The organism is Methanothermobacter wolfeii (assembly GCF_025397995.1).
In the GTDB taxonomy this organism is placed as follows: Archaea; Methanobacteriota; Methanobacteria; order Methanobacteriales; family Methanothermobacteraceae; genus Methanothermobacter; species Methanothermobacter wolfei.
Map to the genome: position 1 here is coordinate 347,094 of NZ_CP104550.1, position 17,822 is coordinate 364,915.

Genomic DNA, 17,822 nt, shown 5'->3' on the forward strand with positions numbered 1-17,822 from the left:
TCCTCATCAATCAACATCATCTCCTTCAAACATCAGAAATCCTGTCTTAAGGTTCTTTATCTCTTCTTCTGAGAGTTCTTCCTTCACGGCCTCAGGATGCCCCAGGAAACTCTGCCCGAAGGGATCCTCCAGGATTACGGTGATACTCCTTTCACCTTTACGGACTTCCTGAAGCATTTCCAGAATCTCAGATGCCTTTTCCCTTGATTCTTCTTCCTCGAAGAGGTTGATGGCAGTCCTGACAGCAGTCTCAAACCTTTCAACAACACCCTCTATATTTGAGATGTAACCTGTTGAGCGGGGTCCGGGTTCCACCTTGAGGCCGAGTTCGGGTATTCTTATGGTGGCAGACTGTGACTTGACAACCCTTGCATTGAGGGTTTTATCCTTAACCTCGATGATGTACCTTGCCGGCTCCTTCTGTTCTAGGCATATTATGTCTGTACTCCGGTACCCGCAGCTATCACATATCAGTATTGACTCCATTATCTCCCCGAAGTAGGGTATCTTCTCCACCCTGCTGATGGCGGTCATGGATTTTTTCCTCTGACATACAGGACAGTCTATTTTCATTCCCTGCTGGTTCATCACCGTCACCTCTCTGTTCATGATTTCTGATTATTCATCGGTTTCCCTGTATATTAACCCTGCTTCCTCAAGTTCCCTGAGTATTTCCTGGAGACTCTCGGGATCAGGCGCACATATCCTGTGACTGTGGACGTTATTGGAGAGGGTGTAAAGTCTTTCAAGGTTCCTTTTCCGTTTAGGACTCTCATTGAGTCTCTTTATAAATCTATCGGCTTCTCTCGGGTCGTAGACATTCACTTCCCGCTTGAGTGGCTGGGAGAAGCCGGGTATTGGGTAGGACACATCAACTATCCTTCCACCATGCCTCTTTATGATTATATCGATGACATCCCCCAGACGATCAACGGGATGCTGGAGGGTGACCTCAGCACAGTTCTCCCTTATGAATGATAGCATCCTCTTAATAGTGCATTTCATGTCCTCATTGTTTATAACGGGCACATCATGCTCCCTTGCAGTTTTGACAAGATAATCATGGATGACACGGTTCTCCCTGAAGTACTCAAGGTGCTTACCACCCCTCTTGACCTCCATGGCCCTCTTCACGAACCTTTCCCTGTGAACGTTTTCATCTGCAGAAAGAACAAAAAAGTGGATTGAAGAATTCTCCCTGAACTTCTCGGTGTCAATGAGCCCCGGGAGGAGATGCACGCCTTCAATTACAACATCATCAGAGTCTGCAACGGCCCTTTCAATAACCTTCTCTATGGCGGGAATCACGAAGGAAGCGTGTTCCTCGAAGCCCGCACATATAAGGGAGTCAATATTGTTGTTACGGAACCGGTCTTTATCCCTGAGGGTTGTGTAGGCATCAAATGAAGATTTATGGAGAGCGGGAGCATAATCTGGCCCTATGATACCCCTCACTATTTCCCTTATGAAGTCGGTTTCAATGAGATGCTTTATACTGAGTTCCCTTGCAAGTTCAGATGCAACAGTTGACTTCCCGATTCCGGATGCGCTCCCTATGAGTATCACGTAGGGTTTTCTCAAAAATATACTCTCCATGGGAAAAATGTTATGTCAGGAGGTCCTTAACGCGTTCAGCGCTTCTCCTCATCTCGATACGTATAAGACCAAGATTGATGTCAACATCTGTTATGAGTACAAGAATTCCCTCCCCTGCGTCTATCATGAGTGTCTTACCACGACTACCCTCAATCATGACCTGTTCAAGAGGCTCATGTTTTATCTCCTCTGCAGACCTTTCAGCGGTACCGAAAACCGCTGAGGCCATTGCAGCCACCAGTTCCCCGTCGATATCAGATGGAACCTCGCTTTCAATGACAAGACCATCCTTTCCAACAACAAGGGAACCGTTAACCCCATTGATCCTACCTAAATCTTTAAGTATTCTTGCTATCATACTATGCCTCCATAACAGAGTATTCCTACCCAAACTATATATGCTTTAAGTATTTATTAGTTAAATGAGTATGACTAACTAATTAACAGTTTCTATTTGATTCCAGCAAGAGTATAAAGGGAGTGATTCTTTGCACATATTATCTTCTGTAGAGGAACTTCAGGAACTCAACCCATTCATAATTATTGGCTGTGGCGGTGGTGGTGAAAAATTCGCAAATTTTGAGGGTGTTGAAGCTGTTGGTTTTGTAGACGACGACCCCAGAAAACATGGGACTGAGTTCTGCGGATGCACGGTCTCATCCAGCCTCCTGGACCTTATCGACAGGACAGACGCCAGAAGCGTTGCAATAATGCTCCCCATAGGTGCGGAGGGCGCGGCCCTCAAGTATGCTGTCCAGGCAATAAGTGAGGGCAAGAACGTTGTGACATCCTTCAGATCACTCCCGCTCTCTGAAAACACGTCCCTCATTAAACTTTCAGAACAGATGAACGTTAAGATAAAGGAGATAAGTCCACGACTTGATAATATAAAGAAGATATTCGGAGTCGCACCTTCCCGTTGCACTGAAGTTCTTCCCAAGATAAATTACAGGCACAGGGCCCCGGTTGTATTTGTAGGGGGGACTTCACAGGAATGCGGTAAACGCACAACAACAAGGCTGCTTGGTAAGGAGGCAATGAAAAGGGGTCTTGAGGTCGGAGTCATATCAACGGATGAGATGGGCCTTGAGCAGCCCGTAGATATCAACTTCAGGGCAGGGAGCCTCTCTGTCATGGACGTCGCGGCAGCGATAATGGGTGCAATGCGCTACCTTGAGGAGGAGAAGGACCCCGACATAATATTCGTGGAGGGACAGTCAAGCCTTACAGAGAGGGGAAACCTCCACCCTAGGGGGCTTTCAGCTTCAATACTCATAGGAGCCATGCCAGAGTTCACTGTTCTATGCCACAGACCTAACCACCCCTACAGGGAGCCCAGGGGGGTCTCAGAGGAGATAAGGGCAATTGAAGCAATCGAACCAACAAGGGTTATAGGCATTTCCTTAAACTTAAGAAACATGAAGGACAGAACAATAATTAAAAGATATGAGGAGAGGTTCGGGCTTCCAGCAGTGGATGTTAAAAATGGGGGTTCTTCGCGATTGATGGATGTTATAATGGACTGCATAGGGGAGATCTAGGTGAGAGACGTTATTGAGATGCTGAAGAAGAGTGTGGGGCTGGATGATGAACCTGAGGAATCTCAGGAAACAGAGACCATAATAGTGCCAGAGCATTCATTCTATGAGATAATCCTTTTAAAGGCAAAAAACCTTGAGGATGTGGAGGATGCACTGTCCCAGGTTACTGAGGAGCAGAACCCGGTGATACTTGACCTCACAGAGATCCGGAGGGAAAATCCTTCTGAGTTCACGGAGGTGGGTGAGCGTATAAAGGACCTCAGGGAAAACAGGGGGGTTGAAGCCATACTTCTCTGCAACAGGGAGAAGAATGTTATTATAATCACTCCAAGGGAGATTAAACTCATCAGGAAGGGGTAGTGCTTTCATGGAGCTTCCAATAACCAAACCATCAAAGATTTCATATGGTGATGAGATTGATTTCATGGAGCTTCTTGATAAGCTGAGAGCAGAGGGATATAATGGCTTCATAAGGGTCACGCATGCATCTGATGAAGGCTACATACTATTCATGGATGGCTATCACGTGGCAGCATCCTATGGTCGGGCAATGAAGGAGGAAGCCCTTGAAGAGATAATGAAGGTGGCGGATAAGACAGACACCCTCATAGAACTCTTTGATCTTAAAAGGTCCCAGATAGATTATCTCATGGATATAAACAGGATTTACAGAATAGAATCCGTTGAAAAACCGGTGAATGAACCTGCTGATGAACCATATTTCAATCCACAGGAAGTAAGCTACAGACAGCCAGTATCCGGTGAAACATCAGGATATGAGACCATGGAGGAGCCCGGCAGTGACAGGGATAAGGCCATGGAGGAACCTGAAAAACCCGAGAAAGCCGGTGAAATAGAATCTACTGTCCCTGAACCTGAATCTGTTGAAGGGGAGGTTGGGGGTGATGCTCAGATCGGTGCTGCGGAGTCTGCTGAAGGAGAGGTCCATGAATCAGAATCCGGTTCAGCAGCTGATGAAACCATGGAGGAACCTGAAAAACCCCTGAGCAGGGATGAACTCATGAAGAAATACGGTCTCAGGGACATTGAGGAAGAGGAGGTTGAAAAGGTCCTTGAGACATATAAGGGTGGTGCGATAACTGACATTGACCCTGAGAGGGTTGAATTCACACTTATGAATAAAATTAAAATGTCAATACTTGGCATACCCAAAATAAAGGGTGCCGAGGTCATAGTATTCCTGGATAATTCCCTTGACCTAAGCGGCAGGATCAAGATAATGGTTGAACATGAGGGTAAAGGTCTCTTCTCAAGGATCATGGGTGATTCAAAGGAGGAAGAGAATCTGAAGTTCCATATAATGGATATAGTGGAAATGGAGCTCAGAAAGACATTCAGGGATTTCCCTGAAATAGTCGATAACTTTGAGGTCAGCATTGAGATACGCTGATGATATCAGTATTTATATCTGGATAGCTGTATTATCTATGTGGAGGTATTATGAATGACGAGAGTGATCACAGTCGCATCAGGTAAGGGAGGTGTGGGAAAGACCACCATAACAGCAAACCTTGGTGTCGCCCTTTCAACCTATGGTGAGCGGGTTGTCGTCCTTGACGCTGATATAGCAATGGCAAACCTTGAACTTATTCTTGGCATGGAGGGAAAATCAGTCACCCTGCATGACGTCCTTGCAGGTAATGCTTCCATTGAGGACGCGGTGTATGATGGTCCGAACGGTGTGAGGGTTGTGCCTGCAGGAATATCCCTGGAGGGCTTAAGGAACGTTAAACTGGACAGGCTGGAGGATGCCCTCACCTACCTGATAGAGGATACGGACATACTGCTCATAGATGCACCGGCAGGTCTTGAAAAGGATGCCGTGGCAGCACTTGCCGCTGCAGATGAACTTCTCCTTGTAACCACACCGGAGGTTCCCTCAATAAGCGACGCCCTCAAAACAAAAATCGTGGCAAGCAAGCTTGACATAAACATAATCGGTGTGGTCATCAACAGGGAACAGTACGACAAGACCTTCCTGAGCGTTGATGAGGTTGAAACCATCCTTGAAGTCCCGGTCATAGCGGTGATACCCGACGACCCTGAGGTCAGCAGGGCAGCGGCCTTCGGTGAACCGATAGTTATTAAAAATCCGAAGTCACCTGCAAGCAACGCCCTCATGAAGCTGGCAGCTGACCTTATCGGAGAGGAGTACCAGCCCATCGAACCCGACAAGCAGGGTGTAATTGCAAAACTTATAAGTGGTTTAATGGGGCGAAGATAATCACCCCATGGTGATTTATTTTGATTGAAACCGTCAGCGTAGGGACCTGTAACATGGATTTTATTTTTCGCGTCCCATCCTTTGTAAGACCCGACAGTGAGATGAACATTGAGGAAGTATGTGTAACACCAGGGGGGTCAGCCTTCAATTTTGCTGCATGGACCGAAAGCCTCGGGCTCCATTCAGGCATAGTCTCAGTGGTGGGCTCAGATTACTACGGGAAAATCATAAGGGACAGACTTGCATCGGTGGGTGTTGACACTGGTGGTCTTTCAAGGGGTGATAAACCCACAGGCATGGCATTCATATCGGTGGATGCAGCAGGAAGAAGGTCCATTTATTCCTACACGGGTGCCAACGCAGAACTTGAAATAGGCGAGGAGGAATGCAGGTATATTGAATCAGCAGGAAAGGTTCACCTTACAGGATGCTACATTGAAGTGGCATTATCGGTTGCAGGGATAGCAGAGGACATTTCCTTCAGCCCGGGCACACTACTTGCAGGGTACGGTTTGAAGGCCCTTAAACCCGTCGTTGAGAAGACCGAGATGATGTTTCTTAATGATGATGAACTCAGGAGCCTTACAGGCCTTTCTGTTCCTTCAGGAGCCCTTGGACTCATTGAGAACGGTGCCGGTAATGTTGTTGTAACCCATGGACCATCAGGCGCATCCTTCTTTTCAAGGGGAGTCAGGGAGAACCTGAAGGTTAGGGGGGTCCGGGCTACTGACACAACAGGTGCAGGGGACGCCTTTGCAGCGGGGTTCATGGTGGAGTGGCTCGGCGGCTCCGAACCCCTCAGGTGCCTTGAGGCAGGTCATGAAACAGCCACCAGGGCAATTTCAAGGATGGGGGCATTCTAGTTTTTGATTTTAAGGAATTTCCTGATGTTTTTCTCAGACACCCTCATTATGTCCCCCTCACCGAACCCTGAGATCCTCATTCTATGCACGGTTCTTGGAACAGAAAGGGGATCAGAGGGGGACGAGCTCATGTCACTGTTAAGGACGAATCTGTCTGTCCCGTACTCCTTAAGGATCTGAACAGCCTCTTGGGGTGTGAGCTTTTCTGGCTGGACCGTAAGCCCCAGCATGAAGTCGGATTCAATAAGGAGGGGGATTACATCCATGTTAACATGTTCAATTACCGCGCGCCTCTCATCGATGTGCTGGCTCAGTAAATCCGCTATAAGCGGAGTGATCTCTTCCTTCCCGCTGCGGGGTGTATGGACAATCACCCTCCTATCTGTTTCATCAGCGATCCTTAACTGTTCAATAAACACATTCATTTCAGTTTCAGAACCTGAATCAAGACCTATCTCCCCTACTGCAACGACAGACGGGTCACTGAGGAGTTCGGGGAGTTCTTCAAGGACCTTCATGTAATCATGGGGGATGGCCCTGGGATGTACTCCAAGTGCTGTGTGCAGTTTCAGGCCATTAAGGGCAGCCCTATGAGGGTCCACTTTAAGGATCCTCCTGAAGTGGGCCATGACGACATCTGAGGATAACATTTCAAGGGGGTCATGTGCGCAGGTGACCGCCTCCCGTATACCGCTAACCGCCATGGCTTCAAAGTCTTCAAAGGGTCTTGTATCTGCATGGATATGGCTGTCTATCAAGTTAGATCCTCCTGCAGAATAACTGAAGAGTTTGTCTGCATCAAAATATTTAACCCTGAAGTATTATAATTTATTCTGATCTCAGGAGGCCCCTTCCATGTACCTGGAGAAATCCTCAGATATCTATGAATACCTTCATGAAGACGTACAGTTTTTTCTGAAATCCGCTGCAAGGTTTAAAATACTCCTTTCTCTCCTGGAATCTCCAAGATCCCTTGAGGAGATAAGGAACAGTTCGGGAGTCAGCATGCCTGCAGTCTACAGCAACATCAGGTTACTCCTGGAGGAGGGCCTTGTAAAAAGGTCTGGCAGTCTTTACAGCCTATCACATGAAGCAACCCTTCAAATACTTTCCGCCCTGAAGTTACTGGATTCTGTGAATGTTATAAGCAGATTTGAGGAGATATGGCTTGATCATGACATAAGCGGGATACCTGATGATCTTATTGAGGACATTGACTGGTTAAAGGATGCTGAACTTGTCAGGTCAACCCCCACAGATATATACAGGCCCCAGAGGACATACAGGAAACTTATAATGGGTTCTAATGAAGTTTATGGAGTATCACCCATCTCACAGATGGACCTCATTGATATATACGAGGGGTTCCTTGAGGGGGGCGTCCCGGTGGAACTGGTTCTAACGGATGAGATAATAAAGAACACGGTTTTAAATGCAAATATCCAGCTTCTTAAAACAGCCATCAAACGCCGCAGTCTGAAAATAAGAAGATTTAGGGGGGACCTGAAGGTTGCATTCACGGTAACTGACAGGTTCTTTTCGATGGGCCTATTTGGAAGTGATGGCCTTTATGACCAGAACAGGGATATAATGAGCACGGATAGAAGGGCTATTGAATGGGGCTTCAGGCTGTATGAATATTACCGTGAAAGGTCTGAGAAACTTGGTGTAGGCAACTTTACAAGGATAATGCTCAATATTTAACTATACCTGAGGGTATGGTGGCTTTAAGACATATAATCGTCACAGCGGCAGGTGTGTATGTTGAGGGATGTTCAGGAATTACTGGGTGAAGTAGGATTCCTGGCAGGTTCCAGGGTCAGGGCAAAGATACTGCTTGAACTTCTAGAGGGCCGGAAGAGTTCATCAGAACTCAAGGAAAGCATAAGGGCACCGGCATCAACCATAGCACACTCACTATGGGAGCTCGAATCAAAAAATCTTGTTGAGAGGGCATCAGAGTCATGCGTTCTGACCTCGAAGGGAAGACTCATGGGGACCGTGCTTTTAAGGTTCATAGGTTCCTTTGACTCTATCCGAGTCCACAGGGACTTCTGGAATGACCACTCCATTAAATCAATCCCAGATGATCTTTTCATGAATATAAATGTTTTCAGAAGGGCGAAGGTTATTGAGGCCACCCTTGAAGATCTTCACAGACCCCACGCATCCTATCATGAAATGCTGGACTCCACAGGGCACCTTAAGGCGCTCCTTGCAGTCTGTTTCCCGAGACACATCAGGGCCATAAAAGAACTTTTGGCCAGAGAAGCATCAGTTGAGGTTATACTGACACCTGAAGCATACAGGGAATTTATCAGGGACTTTGGACTCAGTGAAGTTAAAAATAACATTGAAAGGGGATCTTTAAGCCTTAGGATTATAAATGGGAAACAGGAACTATCATACATGCTTTCTGATAACTTCTTTTCAATGGGACTCTTCAATGAGACCGTGGCCTATGATCCATCAAGGATCATGATAGGCCACGAAAGGGAGATCCTTGACTGGGGCAAACGCCTCTTTAACCACCACAGGGGGATGTCCTCCAGGATCAACGTTGATGATATTATGGCTGGTGATCTTACAATGGATGAGAAGGAGGGGTTAACAGCCCCTGATGAGGTCCATGAGGGTTGATTTTAAATCATCAATCCCCACCCTTATCTGGCTGCAGTCATCACGCCTTCTGAGGGTCACCGTTCCATCCTCAAGGGTCTGATGGTCAACTGTAACTGCAAAGGGGACGCCTATCTCATCTGAGCGGGCGTACCTTCTCCCGATGGTACCTGATGAATCAAATTCAGCTATAAACCCGTTCTTTCTGAGATCCCTTTTTATCTTCACTGCAACATCCACCATCTCATCCCTGTTTACAAGGGGGAGCACAGTCACCTCAACAGGGGCCACGTGTGGAGGCAGCCTGAAGTAGGTTCGATCCTCCTCCTCGACACAGGAGTGTAAAAGCAGGGTATAGATTATACGGTCAATACCGAAGGATGGTTCTATCACATGGGGGTACACCTTCTCCCCTGTTATGGTTTCCTCAACCTCCTGGAAGGTCACGTCATCGGGTAATATTTCAAATTCCCTGTCAAGTTCAAGGAGGTATTTACCCTCCTTCATCAGGGCCTCTTCAATCTCTTCAGGGTCCTTTTCAGCCAGGGCCTCAACTATCCTTGCAGCGTCCTTCCTGAATCTTGGACCCAGCCTGCCCATCTCAGCTTTAACGACACGTTTCCTGATTTTCCGTGGTTCATCATATTCTATGAAGACCCTCAGGTCCTCCCCGCTGTGCTCGGCATGAGATTTAAGGTCGTAGTCTGTCCTGTCAGCTATCCCGATGATCTCTATCCATCCGTAGGCGTCTGTGAGGGCCTCAACATCCCAGCAGTCAATGGCGTAATGGGCCATCTCGGTGGGAAGGTGCTGCCTGAATCTCAGGGCTTCTTCAGGCACCCCAATGTCCATCAGGAACCTCCTTGCAAGGCAGAGGTGATATGTGAGAACTTCACTTGAGATTATTCCCCTCTCAAGGGCTTCACCAGCCGTTATCTCAAATGGTTCCAAGCCCTCCTCCTGGCTGCTTGCAGGGTAGAGCCTCAGGACATCGTCCCTTACAGATTCGAAGTCTGGGTGGGTTTTGTCCTCTGGATGCACAAATATCTCTGCTTCTGCCTGTGTAAATTCCCTGAGCCTTATAACGCCCTGTCTTGGAGATATCTCATTACGGTAGGATTTTCCAAGCTGCACAACACCGAAGGGGAGCCTGTTCCTGAAGAACCTGAGAAGCCTCTTGAAGGGTATGAATATCCCCTGGGCTGTTTCGGGTCTGAGGTAACCTGTCTTCTTTCCCTTGGCACCTATAAGTGTCTGAAACATGAGGTTGTAGCTCCAGACATGTGTAAGATGGCCGCCGCATCGGGGGCATCTGATACCCTCAGAGGAGATGATCTCTGTCAGTTCCTGGTTTTCAAGGCCCTCAACATCACGTCCGGTGGCATCCTCAATTATGTGATCCGCCCTGTAGACATCCATACATTCCTTGCACTGCGTCATGGGGTCATTGAAGTGATCGACGTGTCCTGATGCCTTCAGGGCCTCCTCAGGCATTATGGTGGGTGACTCTATCTCATAGAAGCCCTCCCTTACAACGTAGTATTCACGCCACCTGCTCATTATCTTGTTTTTGAGGGTGGCTCCAAGGGGGCCGTAATCAACAAAACCTGCAACTCCTGAATAGATCTCAAATGAAGACCATAAAAATCCTCTTTTCCTTGCAATCGTCATCGTTTTTTCATGATTCAGTGTGATCCCTCCTGTATTTTCCATTAAATCCGTATCAGAGTCTTGAATTCCTGATTTCATAGTCATCCTTTATCCGGCTTGTCTCAGGCCTTGTCTGCCCCACGTATTTACTGTCACGGGCAGGATGACCGTAGGGTTTCTCTGAGGGTGATGTCATGGTTTCAAAGACGATCTGACACACCCTCTGCATCGGATAGAGGGCCACAGGCATCTTCCCTATATTTGATATTTCAAGGGTTATCCGTCCATGGAAACCAGGGTCAATGTAGCCTGCGGTCACATGCATGGTTATGCCCAGCCTCCCGATGGATGAGCGTCCCTCCACCCGTGCAACAAGGTTATCGGGAAGACCGATATACTCATGGGTGGTTGCAAGGGCGAACTCCCCTGGATGTATTATGAAGGGACCCTCATCCACATGGAAGGACTCCATGTATGAATCAATATCAGAGGGGTCCTTGGGGTCGATGCAGGGCTTCCTTATCACCCTGAAACCCCTGAACTCGTTCCCTATTCTAAGGTCAACTGATGAAGGCTGTATCTGTCTTTCAGGATCATCGAGGGGGTCTATTGTGATAAGTCCCTCCTCAAGGTATCTTTTTATATCCCTGTCACTGAGTATGGCCATTAATTCCTCTCCTTATCCTTCTTTATCTTCAATTTCAGGGGGTCTTCCACAGCATTGGGTATCCCGCTGCTGTTACCCACACCTATTAAGAGTACGGAACCAGCATCTGATTCATCCATGATCCTTTTTATGGTTTCAAGGGCCGCTGAACATGCTTCAAGTATCCTGCCGGTCATCTGTCCAAGGGCCTCCTCAGGACCCATCTTTATTATGACAGCAGTGACATCCGATGAAAGGGTCATGTTTTCGATGAACCATTTTTCAACACCGCTTCCTCCAATGGCAACACCAACACCCTCTGCAACGGTCCCTGTCTCCTCTCCTTCAAGTTTTGCTGCCGCATCAACCATTATTATCCTGTCAAATTCCCTCTCATCAAGTATCTCCTCAAGGGCCCTGACAATTTTCCCAAGGCGTGGTCCGGGTCCGCGGGGCCTCAGGATGCTCAGATCCTTCCCATGGTAGCTTTTCCGCACATGTACCATGTCATGGATGTATTCACGTTCATCCCCCTCATCTATTAGCATACCCGCGGTAAGGGGGCCGGCACCGTCACCGATGGGTAAACAGGATGAGATGGCCCTTAAACCATCCATGTAGGCCCTTGCAGTTCTCATTATCAGTGCAAGGTTCATCTGGAGTGCAAGGAGCATCTGGAGGTTACCGGTTTTTCTTGCGGTTTCAAGGCTGTGATTAAGGAACTTAAGGATACCCCTAAGGCCGGTGCCTATCTTCAGGCACATGACTATCCTTGCCCTCAGTTCAGGGTCAGCTCCAGGGGCCAGTTTCCCGGCCATCTTCTCAAGGCGTTCATCACCCATCTCCAGTAGTCTGCGGAATTTCTCAGCAACACCATGGGGGTCAACGTCTGCCGGGGGCACGATGAAGAATTCAAGGCAGCCTTCAAGGAGTTCCCTCTCCTTAACCTGGCTGAGCTCAAGGATCAGCTCCTCAGCGTCCCCCACCATACCGGTAAGTTCGGCTATGGCGCCCTCAATGGATGCATAGATCCGCATCCTCATGATGATGGGCAGGAATATTATGAGGATGATGAAGATGAGCACACCGGCAATATCAATAATCCTCAACCCGTAAACCAGATAGAACCCTCCCTAAACTTTAAACATCCTTCAGATGGTTTTTGATCCTCCTGAGAACACCCTTAAGTGTGTGGGCCTCCCTGGCAGTTATGAATGCCCTTCCAAGGATGTTCCTGAAGACCCTTGCTGCAACACGCCTCTTGTGCTCCGGCATATCAACAAGTGATAGAACATTATCCATTTCATCTATAAGGAGGTTCTTTTCCAGTCCCGACGCTTCTTCAAGACCCTCGCAGGGGAATTCCCTCCCACGAAAGATTTCATAGAATATTATGGCTGCGGCATGGGTTATATTCATTATAGGGTACTCCCTGGATGTTGGGATGCTCACAACCACGTCACAGAGGTCAATCTCATTGTTTGAAAGCCCGTCACCCTCCCGTCCGAAGAGTATTGCGGTGGATGCAGAGGGATTCAGGGACTCTGAAAGCTGGGATGGTCTTAGCGGGATCCTTTCAACGTTGTAGCTTCCACCAGGAACACCGGTTGTCCCCACAAGGAAGTCAGGATTCAGGGCTTTCAGCATCTCCTTGAGGGAGGGGTATACCTCAGCGTTATCAACGATGCTCCTGGCGTGCATGGCATGATAGTAGGCCTCATCCTCCAGTCTGCAAGGGTTTATTAGTATGAGCCTCTCCATCCCGAAGTTCTTCATGGTCCTTGCAAGGAAACCGATGTTCCCGGGGGTTTCCGGTTCAACGAAGACAACCATGATGTTTTCACAGAGCATCCCATATTTATCCATGGATATCACCGGTTCAGTCCTCGGAGAAGGCCATATCCAGGAGTTCCAGGATGTTCATAACCTTAACATCCCCGAAACCCTCCCTTTCAAGGGATTCCCTTATATGAAGCTGGCAGAAGGGGCATATTGTTATCACAGCATCCACATCCAGTTCCCCTATCATACGGGCCTTCTTCTTACCAAGGGCTCCGGCCAGCTCTGGTTTCCCGGATTTGACACCACCACCGGATCCACAGCACTGGTCGGGTTTCTCCATCTCAACAAATTCCAGGCCCGGTATCTTCCCCAGTATCTCCCGGGGTTCAATCCTCACACCCTGGCCACGGGCAAGGTGACAGGGGTCATGGTAGGTTACCCTCATCTTAACTGGCTTCATCATGGTGCTGTCGAGCTTATCTGCCAGAAATTCACTTATATCAAGTACATTGAGTTCAACCCCGTACCGGGGGTAATCCTTTTTCAGGGTGGCCCCGCAGCCGGCGCAGACGGTTATTATGGTGTCATATTTTTCAAGGACTGCCCTGTTCCTTTCCACAAGGTCCTTAACAATGTCGAGCTGCCCGGTCCTTATCATGGGGGATCCGCAGCATACCTGGCCCTCAGGGACATCCACATCGAACCCCTCCTCCTCCAGGACCCTGAGAAGTGCGTATCCAACCTCTGGCATCCTGTAATCCACAAGGCATCCTGTGAAGAACCCTATACTGGCCCCTGGCTTTGCCTTCACTGATTCAATGAAACCCTCCCTTAATTTCTCAACTGACCTTCCGGTCCCTGAGATTAACTCTTTAACCTTCCTGTGGGCTTCAAGGGGACCCACACCCTCCCTGCAGGCGAGTGCCCTCAATTTCTCAATGGCATCCCCTGGAACATTGAGCTCCTTTGGACAGACCTCTGCACAAGTCCCGCATGTTGTGCAGCAGTAGAGGCCCTCCCTGAAGCCCTCAAGGGCCCTGTCTGACTCATCACGGGGGTCAAAGGCGAATTTGGAGAGGTACCTCATGAAGTAGGGACCCGCGTACTCCGTGCTCTCCTTTATAACCGGACATGAACTTATACAGGAGAAACACTCTATACAGCCCCTCAGTTTTTTTGAATCAAGGTAATCATCTGGTTTAATCTTCTGGATGCCCTCGGATGATGATTCGAGGTAAAGGCGCATCGAACGCGCCTTGTTTTCTATTTCGCTCCTGTCAACCATGAGGTCCCGTATAACCGGGAGGTCAACCGGTTCAATGACTGCACCGTCCTCCACCTCAGCCTTACAGGCAAGGACAACCCTCCCGTTCATCTTAACGGCGCATGAACCGCACTGCCCTGCCCTGCATGAACTCCTGAATGCGATGTTGGCCCTGTACTTCTCATTTATCATGTTCAGAGCGTCAAGGACCTTCATACCCTTCCTGTGGGGTATGGTGTACTCTTCAAGGTGTGGTTTCTCATCTACACCTGGTTCAAATCTTAAAACCCTGACCTTTATCATTTCCATCTCCATGCTGATTCATATGAAAAACTTAGAAGGAACTAAATTCTTATTGTCCACAGTATATATTAAGGTTTGTGATGGTTCTTGCAAAATATATTTTATAGAATCCATGCAAAGTATCTTAAGGCCTTAGGTCTGTAGATTGGAGGCGAATTAGTGGGTTAAGGTCCGCCCAGTAGATTCACATTACACAGCAGATAAAAGTGTGGGAGTATCCTCCAATGAAGGGAAATTCTCTGAATTTTCACATAATCAGCAGGACAATACGATGAATTAAAGGTGATTTATCATGGAATTAGAGGATATTGTAGATGCCCGGAAGGGCGATAGAATGTTCCTCCTTGGCAATGAGGCTGCCGTGAGGGCTGCGGTAGAGTCAGGTGTGGGTGTTGCAAGCACCTACCCTGGCACACCGTCATCTGAAATAGGTAACGTTTTATCAGAAATTGCAAGGGATGCAGGGATATACTTTGAATTCTCCATCAATGAAAAGGTTGCACTGGAGGTGGCGGCTGCTGCTGCAGCTTCCGGTGTTAGATCATTCACCTTCATGAAGCATGTGGGACTCAATGTGGCATCAGACTCATTTATGAGCGCAGCCTATACGGGTGTCAGGGCAGGTATGGTTGTCCTCTCTGCGGATGACCCCTCAATGTTTTCATCCCAGAATGAGCAGGATAACAGACACTACGCAAGACTTGCAGGGGTCCCCCTTCTTGAACCCTCCAGCCCCCAGGAGGTGCTTGATTACATGAACTTCGCCTTTGAACTCTCGGAGGAGTACGGGGTACCGGTCCTTTTAAGAACCACCACAAGGGTGTCCCATATGAGGGGCGTTGTGGAGGTTGGTGAAAGGCGGATGAAACCTCAGAAGGGATTCTTCAGAAAGGACCCTTCACGTTTCGTGCCCGTACCTGCAACAGCAAGGGTTATGCACAGGAAACTCATTGAGAAGATGAAGGCCCTGGAAGATACTGTTAACGACTCAGATCTTAACATGGTGTTCAATGGGGAAAGCAGTTCAGGGTTCGGTATAATAGCATCAGGGGGAGCCTTTAACTATGCATATGATGCGGCTGAGAGCCTGGGCATGAAGGTACCCATACTCAAACTTGGATTCACCTACCCATTCCCTTCAGGGAAGGTCTCCGAGTTCATCTCAGGACGGGACCATGTCCTCGTTGTGGAGGAGGTTGACCCTGTCATGGAGAAGGAGGTGCTTGCGGTTGCCGGTTCTGAGGGCCTGGATGTGGATGTCCATGGAAAACTTGACGGCACACTTCCTGAGATATACGAGTACAACGAGGACATACTCCGCCGGGCCATAGGAGGCTTCACAGGCATTAAGGTCCATGAGAAGACCTTTGAGGCACCTCAGATACCTGAAAGGCCCCCTGCACTCTGCCCGGGGTGTCCCCACAGGGCGGTATATTATGCTGTCAGAAGGGCCGCCGGTGAGCTTGGCATGGGTCCCGATGAACTCATCTTTCCCACAGATATAGGGTGCTACACCCTGGGGATAGAGCCCCCATACTCTGCAGCGGACTACCTACTAAGCATGGGGTCAAGCATAGGGACCGCCTGCGGATTTTCAGCCGCAACATCCCAGAGGATAATCTTATTTATCGGGGACTCAACATTCTTCCATGCGGGTATCCCTCCTCTCATAAACGCGGTCCACAATAAGGGGAGATTCGTGGTGGTCATCCTTGATAACAGGACAACTGCAATGACAGGGGGCCAGCCACACCCTGGACTGCCCGTTGATGGGATGGGTGATGAGGCGCCGGAGATATCCATAGATGACATTGTAAGGGCTTCGGGGGTTGAATTCGTGGAAACGGTAAACCCCATGAACCTCAAGAGATCGGTGGAGACAATTAAAGGGGCGCTTGAACATGAATCAGTTGCCGTGGTGATATCAAAGTATCCATGCATGCTCTCCAGGGGAGCTGTGCGCGGAAGGCCAATGAAGGTCCATGAGGAGAGGTGTGACCTCTGCATGGACTGCCTCAGGGAACTGGCATGCCCCGCCATTGTCAGCCGGGATGGAAGGGTGTTTATAGATCCCCTCTACTGCCGTGGCTGCAGTGTCTGCCTCCAGATATGCAAGAGGGGAGCCATAAGACCATCAGGGAGGGATTAGAATGTACAACATATACGTATGTGGAGTTGGCGGTCAGGGAATCATAAAGACATCTGTGATAATCGGCGAGGCAGCCATGAAGGAAGGCATGAACGTGGTTATGAGTGAGATACATGGAATGGCCCAGAGGGGTGGCGCAGTTTCCACCGAAATCAGGATAGGTGATGTTAAGGGGTCAATCATACCCGATGGAGAGGCGGACCTTGTGATAGCATTCGAGCCACTGGAGGCCCTGAGGGCGATTCCAAAGATCTCAGGTGGCTCAGATGTCATCATGAACACATCGATGATACCTCCCTTCAACCTGGTCAACAGCCTACACCCTTACCCCCCGGTTGAGGAGATAGTCGGGGCCCTGAATGAAAGGGCAGGGACCGTCAGGGCCTTCGATGCTGAAAGGATAGCTGTGGAGGCAGGCCATATAATGTCACTCAACATGGTCATGCTGGGTGCGGCGGCAGCCACAGGGAAACTCCCCATTGATAGGGATGTGATCATGGATTCAATGAAGGAGAACCTTCCCTCAGGGCTGCTTGATGTGAACGTGAGGGCCTTCAATGAGGGCTTCGGTGAAATGATGAAATGAAGAATAAATGGTTTGATGTCTGGAGGATAAAGACATTCCTCCAGATCCATATTCCAGGGTCTATGATTTTTTATTTCCATTCTGTCTGGTTTCAGGGGCTGTGGTTCTCTGATACGGAAACAGTAAAAAAGAGCATCAGAGGATGTATATATCCTCTGATGAGAGTACCGGTATTCCTGCATCCTCAAGGGCGTTTATGCCATCATCCACGTTCTCTGTCCTGATGACAACAACCGCCTTTTCACCCTTCTTCTCAACAAAGGCATAGATGTACTCAACGTTTATGTCATGGTCTGTCAGGACAGCCAGTATCCCGTCAAGTCCCCCTGGTTCATCAGGGACCTCAACGGCTATCACATCATTGACCCTTACAACGAAGTTGTTTTCTTCCAGAACCTCCTTTGCCTTCACCGGGTCTGAGACTATCATGCGGAGTATCCCGAACTCGGAGGTATCCGCGATTGAAAGTGCCCGGATGTTTATCCCGGCCTCTGAAAGGGTGTGTATAGCGTTTTTCAGTCTCCCCTTTTTATTCTCAAGGAAAACAGATATCTGTTTGAGTTTCATAGAGAGCACCT

General features: G+C 48.6%; 19 protein-coding genes. 9 read left to right on the forward strand and 10 right to left on the reverse strand.

The window, feature by feature from the left end; all coding sequences use genetic code 11:
• Positions 1-6: 6 nt before the first annotated feature.
• Genes N5910_RS01905 through N5910_RS01915 form a run of 3 tightly spaced genes read right to left on the reverse strand, consistent with a single transcriptional unit; the run spans position 7 to position 1,954 of the window.
• A complete protein-coding gene (locus N5910_RS01905) occupies positions 7-588 on the reverse strand; it encodes a ZPR1 zinc finger domain-containing protein (protein ID WP_261599708.1) in 582 nt (193 codons plus the stop codon).
• Positions 589-618: 30 nt separating this feature from the next.
• Positions 619-1,581: a 3H domain-containing protein gene (locus N5910_RS01910; protein WP_074358495.1), complete on the reverse strand. Its 963-nt coding sequence runs from the start codon at positions 1,579-1,581 to the stop codon at positions 619-621.
• 25 nt (positions 1,582-1,606) lie between these two features.
• Positions 1,607-1,954 carry a roadblock/LC7 domain-containing protein gene (locus tag N5910_RS01915; RefSeq protein ID WP_074358496.1) on the reverse strand — a complete coding sequence of 116 codons (348 nt, stop codon included), beginning with the start codon at positions 1,952-1,954 and terminating at the stop codon, positions 1,607-1,609.
• A gap of 130 nt (positions 1,955-2,084) precedes the next feature.
• Here N5910_RS01915 and N5910_RS01920 point away from each other — a divergent pair, with 130 nt between their 5' ends.
• The 5 genes from N5910_RS01920 to N5910_RS01940 are packed head-to-tail and all read left to right on the forward strand — an operon-like array spanning position 2,085 to position 6,245.
• Entirely contained in the window at positions 2,085-3,137 is a 1,053-nt protein-coding gene (locus N5910_RS01920; RefSeq protein WP_261599709.1) for a DUF1611 domain-containing protein, read from the forward strand.
• A complete protein-coding gene (locus tag N5910_RS01925; RefSeq protein WP_074358498.1) occupies positions 3,138-3,497 on the forward strand; it encodes a cell division protein SepF in 360 nt (119 codons plus the stop codon).
• Positions 3,498-3,504: 7 nt separating this feature from the next.
• Complete coding sequence (locus N5910_RS01930) at positions 3,505-4,548, forward strand: DUF2226 domain-containing protein (RefSeq protein WP_191216371.1); 1,044 nt, start codon at positions 3,505-3,507, stop codon at positions 4,546-4,548.
• A gap of 54 nt (positions 4,549-4,602) precedes the next feature.
• Complete coding sequence (minD, locus tag N5910_RS01935) at positions 4,603-5,382, forward strand: septum site-determining protein MinD (RefSeq protein WP_074358500.1); 780 nt, start codon at positions 4,603-4,605, stop codon at positions 5,380-5,382.
• A gap of 20 nt (positions 5,383-5,402) precedes the next feature.
• Positions 5,403-6,245 (forward strand): carbohydrate kinase family protein, encoded by an 843-nt coding sequence (locus N5910_RS01940; protein WP_074358501.1) that lies wholly within the window; start codon positions 5,403-5,405, stop codon positions 6,243-6,245.
• On the opposite strand, the gene N5910_RS01945 is transcribed toward N5910_RS01940, so the two are convergent.
• Complete coding sequence (locus N5910_RS01945) at positions 6,242-7,003, reverse strand: TatD family hydrolase (RefSeq protein WP_074358502.1); 762 nt, start codon at positions 7,001-7,003, stop codon at positions 6,242-6,244. The genes N5910_RS01940 and N5910_RS01945 overlap by 4 nt on opposite strands.
• Positions 7,004-7,100: 97 nt before the next feature.
• Between N5910_RS01945 and N5910_RS01950 the strand changes: the two genes are divergently transcribed.
• Together N5910_RS01950 and N5910_RS01955 are read left to right on the forward strand one after the other, a co-directional pair.
• Positions 7,101-7,949 carry a helix-turn-helix transcriptional regulator gene (locus N5910_RS01950; RefSeq protein ID WP_074358503.1) on the forward strand — a complete coding sequence of 283 codons (849 nt, stop codon included), beginning with the start codon at positions 7,101-7,103 and terminating at the stop codon, positions 7,947-7,949.
• A 60-nt stretch (positions 7,950-8,009) separates the two neighbouring features.
• A complete protein-coding gene (locus N5910_RS01955; RefSeq protein ID WP_261599710.1) occupies positions 8,010-8,885 on the forward strand; it encodes a helix-turn-helix transcriptional regulator in 876 nt (291 codons plus the stop codon).
• Here the strand turns inward: N5910_RS01955 and glyS are convergent.
• The 5 genes from glyS to tfrB are packed head-to-tail and all read right to left on the reverse strand — an operon-like array spanning position 8,853 to position 14,509.
• Positions 8,853-10,553: a glycine--tRNA ligase gene (gene glyS, locus N5910_RS01960; RefSeq protein ID WP_074359703.1), complete on the reverse strand. Its 1,701-nt coding sequence runs from the start codon at positions 10,551-10,553 to the stop codon at positions 8,853-8,855. The two genes, N5910_RS01955 and glyS, sit on opposite strands and share 33 nt — an antisense overlap.
• 34 nt (positions 10,554-10,587) lie before the next feature.
• Entirely contained in the window at positions 10,588-11,181 is a 594-nt protein-coding gene (gene dcd, locus N5910_RS01965) for a dCTP deaminase (protein WP_074358505.1), read from the reverse strand.
• Positions 11,181-12,269: a DUF1512 family protein gene (locus tag N5910_RS01970; RefSeq protein WP_191216372.1), complete on the reverse strand. Its 1,089-nt coding sequence runs from the start codon at positions 12,267-12,269 to the stop codon at positions 11,181-11,183. The genes dcd and N5910_RS01970 overlap by 1 nt, the downstream gene beginning before the upstream one ends.
• A gap of 31 nt (positions 12,270-12,300) precedes the next feature.
• The gene (locus N5910_RS01975) at positions 12,301-13,026 is read right to left on the reverse strand and encodes a TrmJ/YjtD family RNA methyltransferase (protein WP_074358507.1); all 726 of its coding nucleotides are present in this window, start codon (positions 13,024-13,026) and stop codon (positions 12,301-12,303) included.
• Positions 13,027-13,039: 13 nt separating this feature from the next.
• On the reverse strand, positions 13,040-14,509 hold the full coding sequence (gene tfrB, locus N5910_RS01980) for a fumarate reductase (CoM/CoB) subunit TfrB (protein ID WP_074358508.1): 1,470 nt from the start codon (positions 14,507-14,509) through the stop codon (positions 13,040-13,042).
• Positions 14,510-14,801: 292 nt separating this feature from the next.
• On the opposite strand from tfrB, the gene iorA reads away from it, so the two are divergent.
• The gene (gene iorA / locus N5910_RS01985; protein WP_261599711.1) at positions 14,802-16,658 is read left to right on the forward strand and encodes an indolepyruvate ferredoxin oxidoreductase subunit alpha; all 1,857 of its coding nucleotides are present in this window, start codon (positions 14,802-14,804) and stop codon (positions 16,656-16,658) included.
• A 1-nt stretch (position 16,659) separates the two neighbouring features.
• Positions 16,660-17,244 (forward strand): indolepyruvate ferredoxin oxidoreductase subunit beta, encoded by a 585-nt coding sequence (gene iorB / locus N5910_RS01990; protein ID WP_074358510.1) that lies wholly within the window; start codon positions 16,660-16,662, stop codon positions 17,242-17,244.
• A gap of 135 nt (positions 17,245-17,379) precedes the next feature.
• Here iorB and N5910_RS01995 read toward each other — a convergent pair whose 3' ends face one another.
• Positions 17,380-17,811, reverse strand: a complete 432-nt coding sequence (locus tag N5910_RS01995; protein ID WP_074358511.1) for an ACT domain-containing protein — start codon at positions 17,809-17,811, stop codon at positions 17,380-17,382.
• Positions 17,812-17,822 lie beyond the last annotated feature (11 nt).

Excerpts from the sequence above, each read along its gene's own strand:
- N5910_RS01905 (WP_261599708.1), bottom strand. The coding sequence starts at position 588 with ATGAACCAGCAGGGAATGAAAATAGACTGTCCTGTATGTCAGAGGAAA.
- N5910_RS01915 (WP_074358496.1), bottom strand. The coding sequence starts at position 1,954 with ATGATAGCAAGAATACTTAAAGATTTAGGTAGGATCAATGGGGTTAAC.
- N5910_RS01930 (WP_191216371.1), top strand. The coding sequence starts at position 3,505 with ATGGAGCTTCCAATAACCAAACCATCAAAGATTTCATATGGTGATGAG.
- minD (WP_074358500.1), top strand. The coding sequence starts at position 4,603 with ATGACGAGAGTGATCACAGTCGCATCAGGTAAGGGAGGTGTGGGAAAG.
- N5910_RS01950 (WP_074358503.1), top strand. The coding sequence starts at position 7,101 with ATGTACCTGGAGAAATCCTCAGATATCTATGAATACCTTCATGAAGAC.
- dcd (WP_074358505.1), bottom strand. The coding sequence starts at position 11,181 with ATGGCCATACTCAGTGACAGGGATATAAAAAGATACCTTGAGGAGGGA.
- N5910_RS01975 (WP_074358507.1), bottom strand. The coding sequence starts at position 13,026 with ATGGATAAATATGGGATGCTCTGTGAAAACATCATGGTTGTCTTCGTT.
- tfrB (WP_074358508.1), bottom strand. The coding sequence starts at position 14,509 with ATGATAAAGGTCAGGGTTTTAAGATTTGAACCAGGTGTAGATGAGAAA.
- iorA (WP_261599711.1), top strand. The coding sequence starts at position 14,802 with ATGGAATTAGAGGATATTGTAGATGCCCGGAAGGGCGATAGAATGTTC.
- iorB (WP_074358510.1), top strand. The coding sequence starts at position 16,660 with ATGTACAACATATACGTATGTGGAGTTGGCGGTCAGGGAATCATAAAG.
- N5910_RS01995 (WP_074358511.1), bottom strand. The coding sequence starts at position 17,811 with ATGAAACTCAAACAGATATCTGTTTTCCTTGAGAATAAAAAGGGGAGA.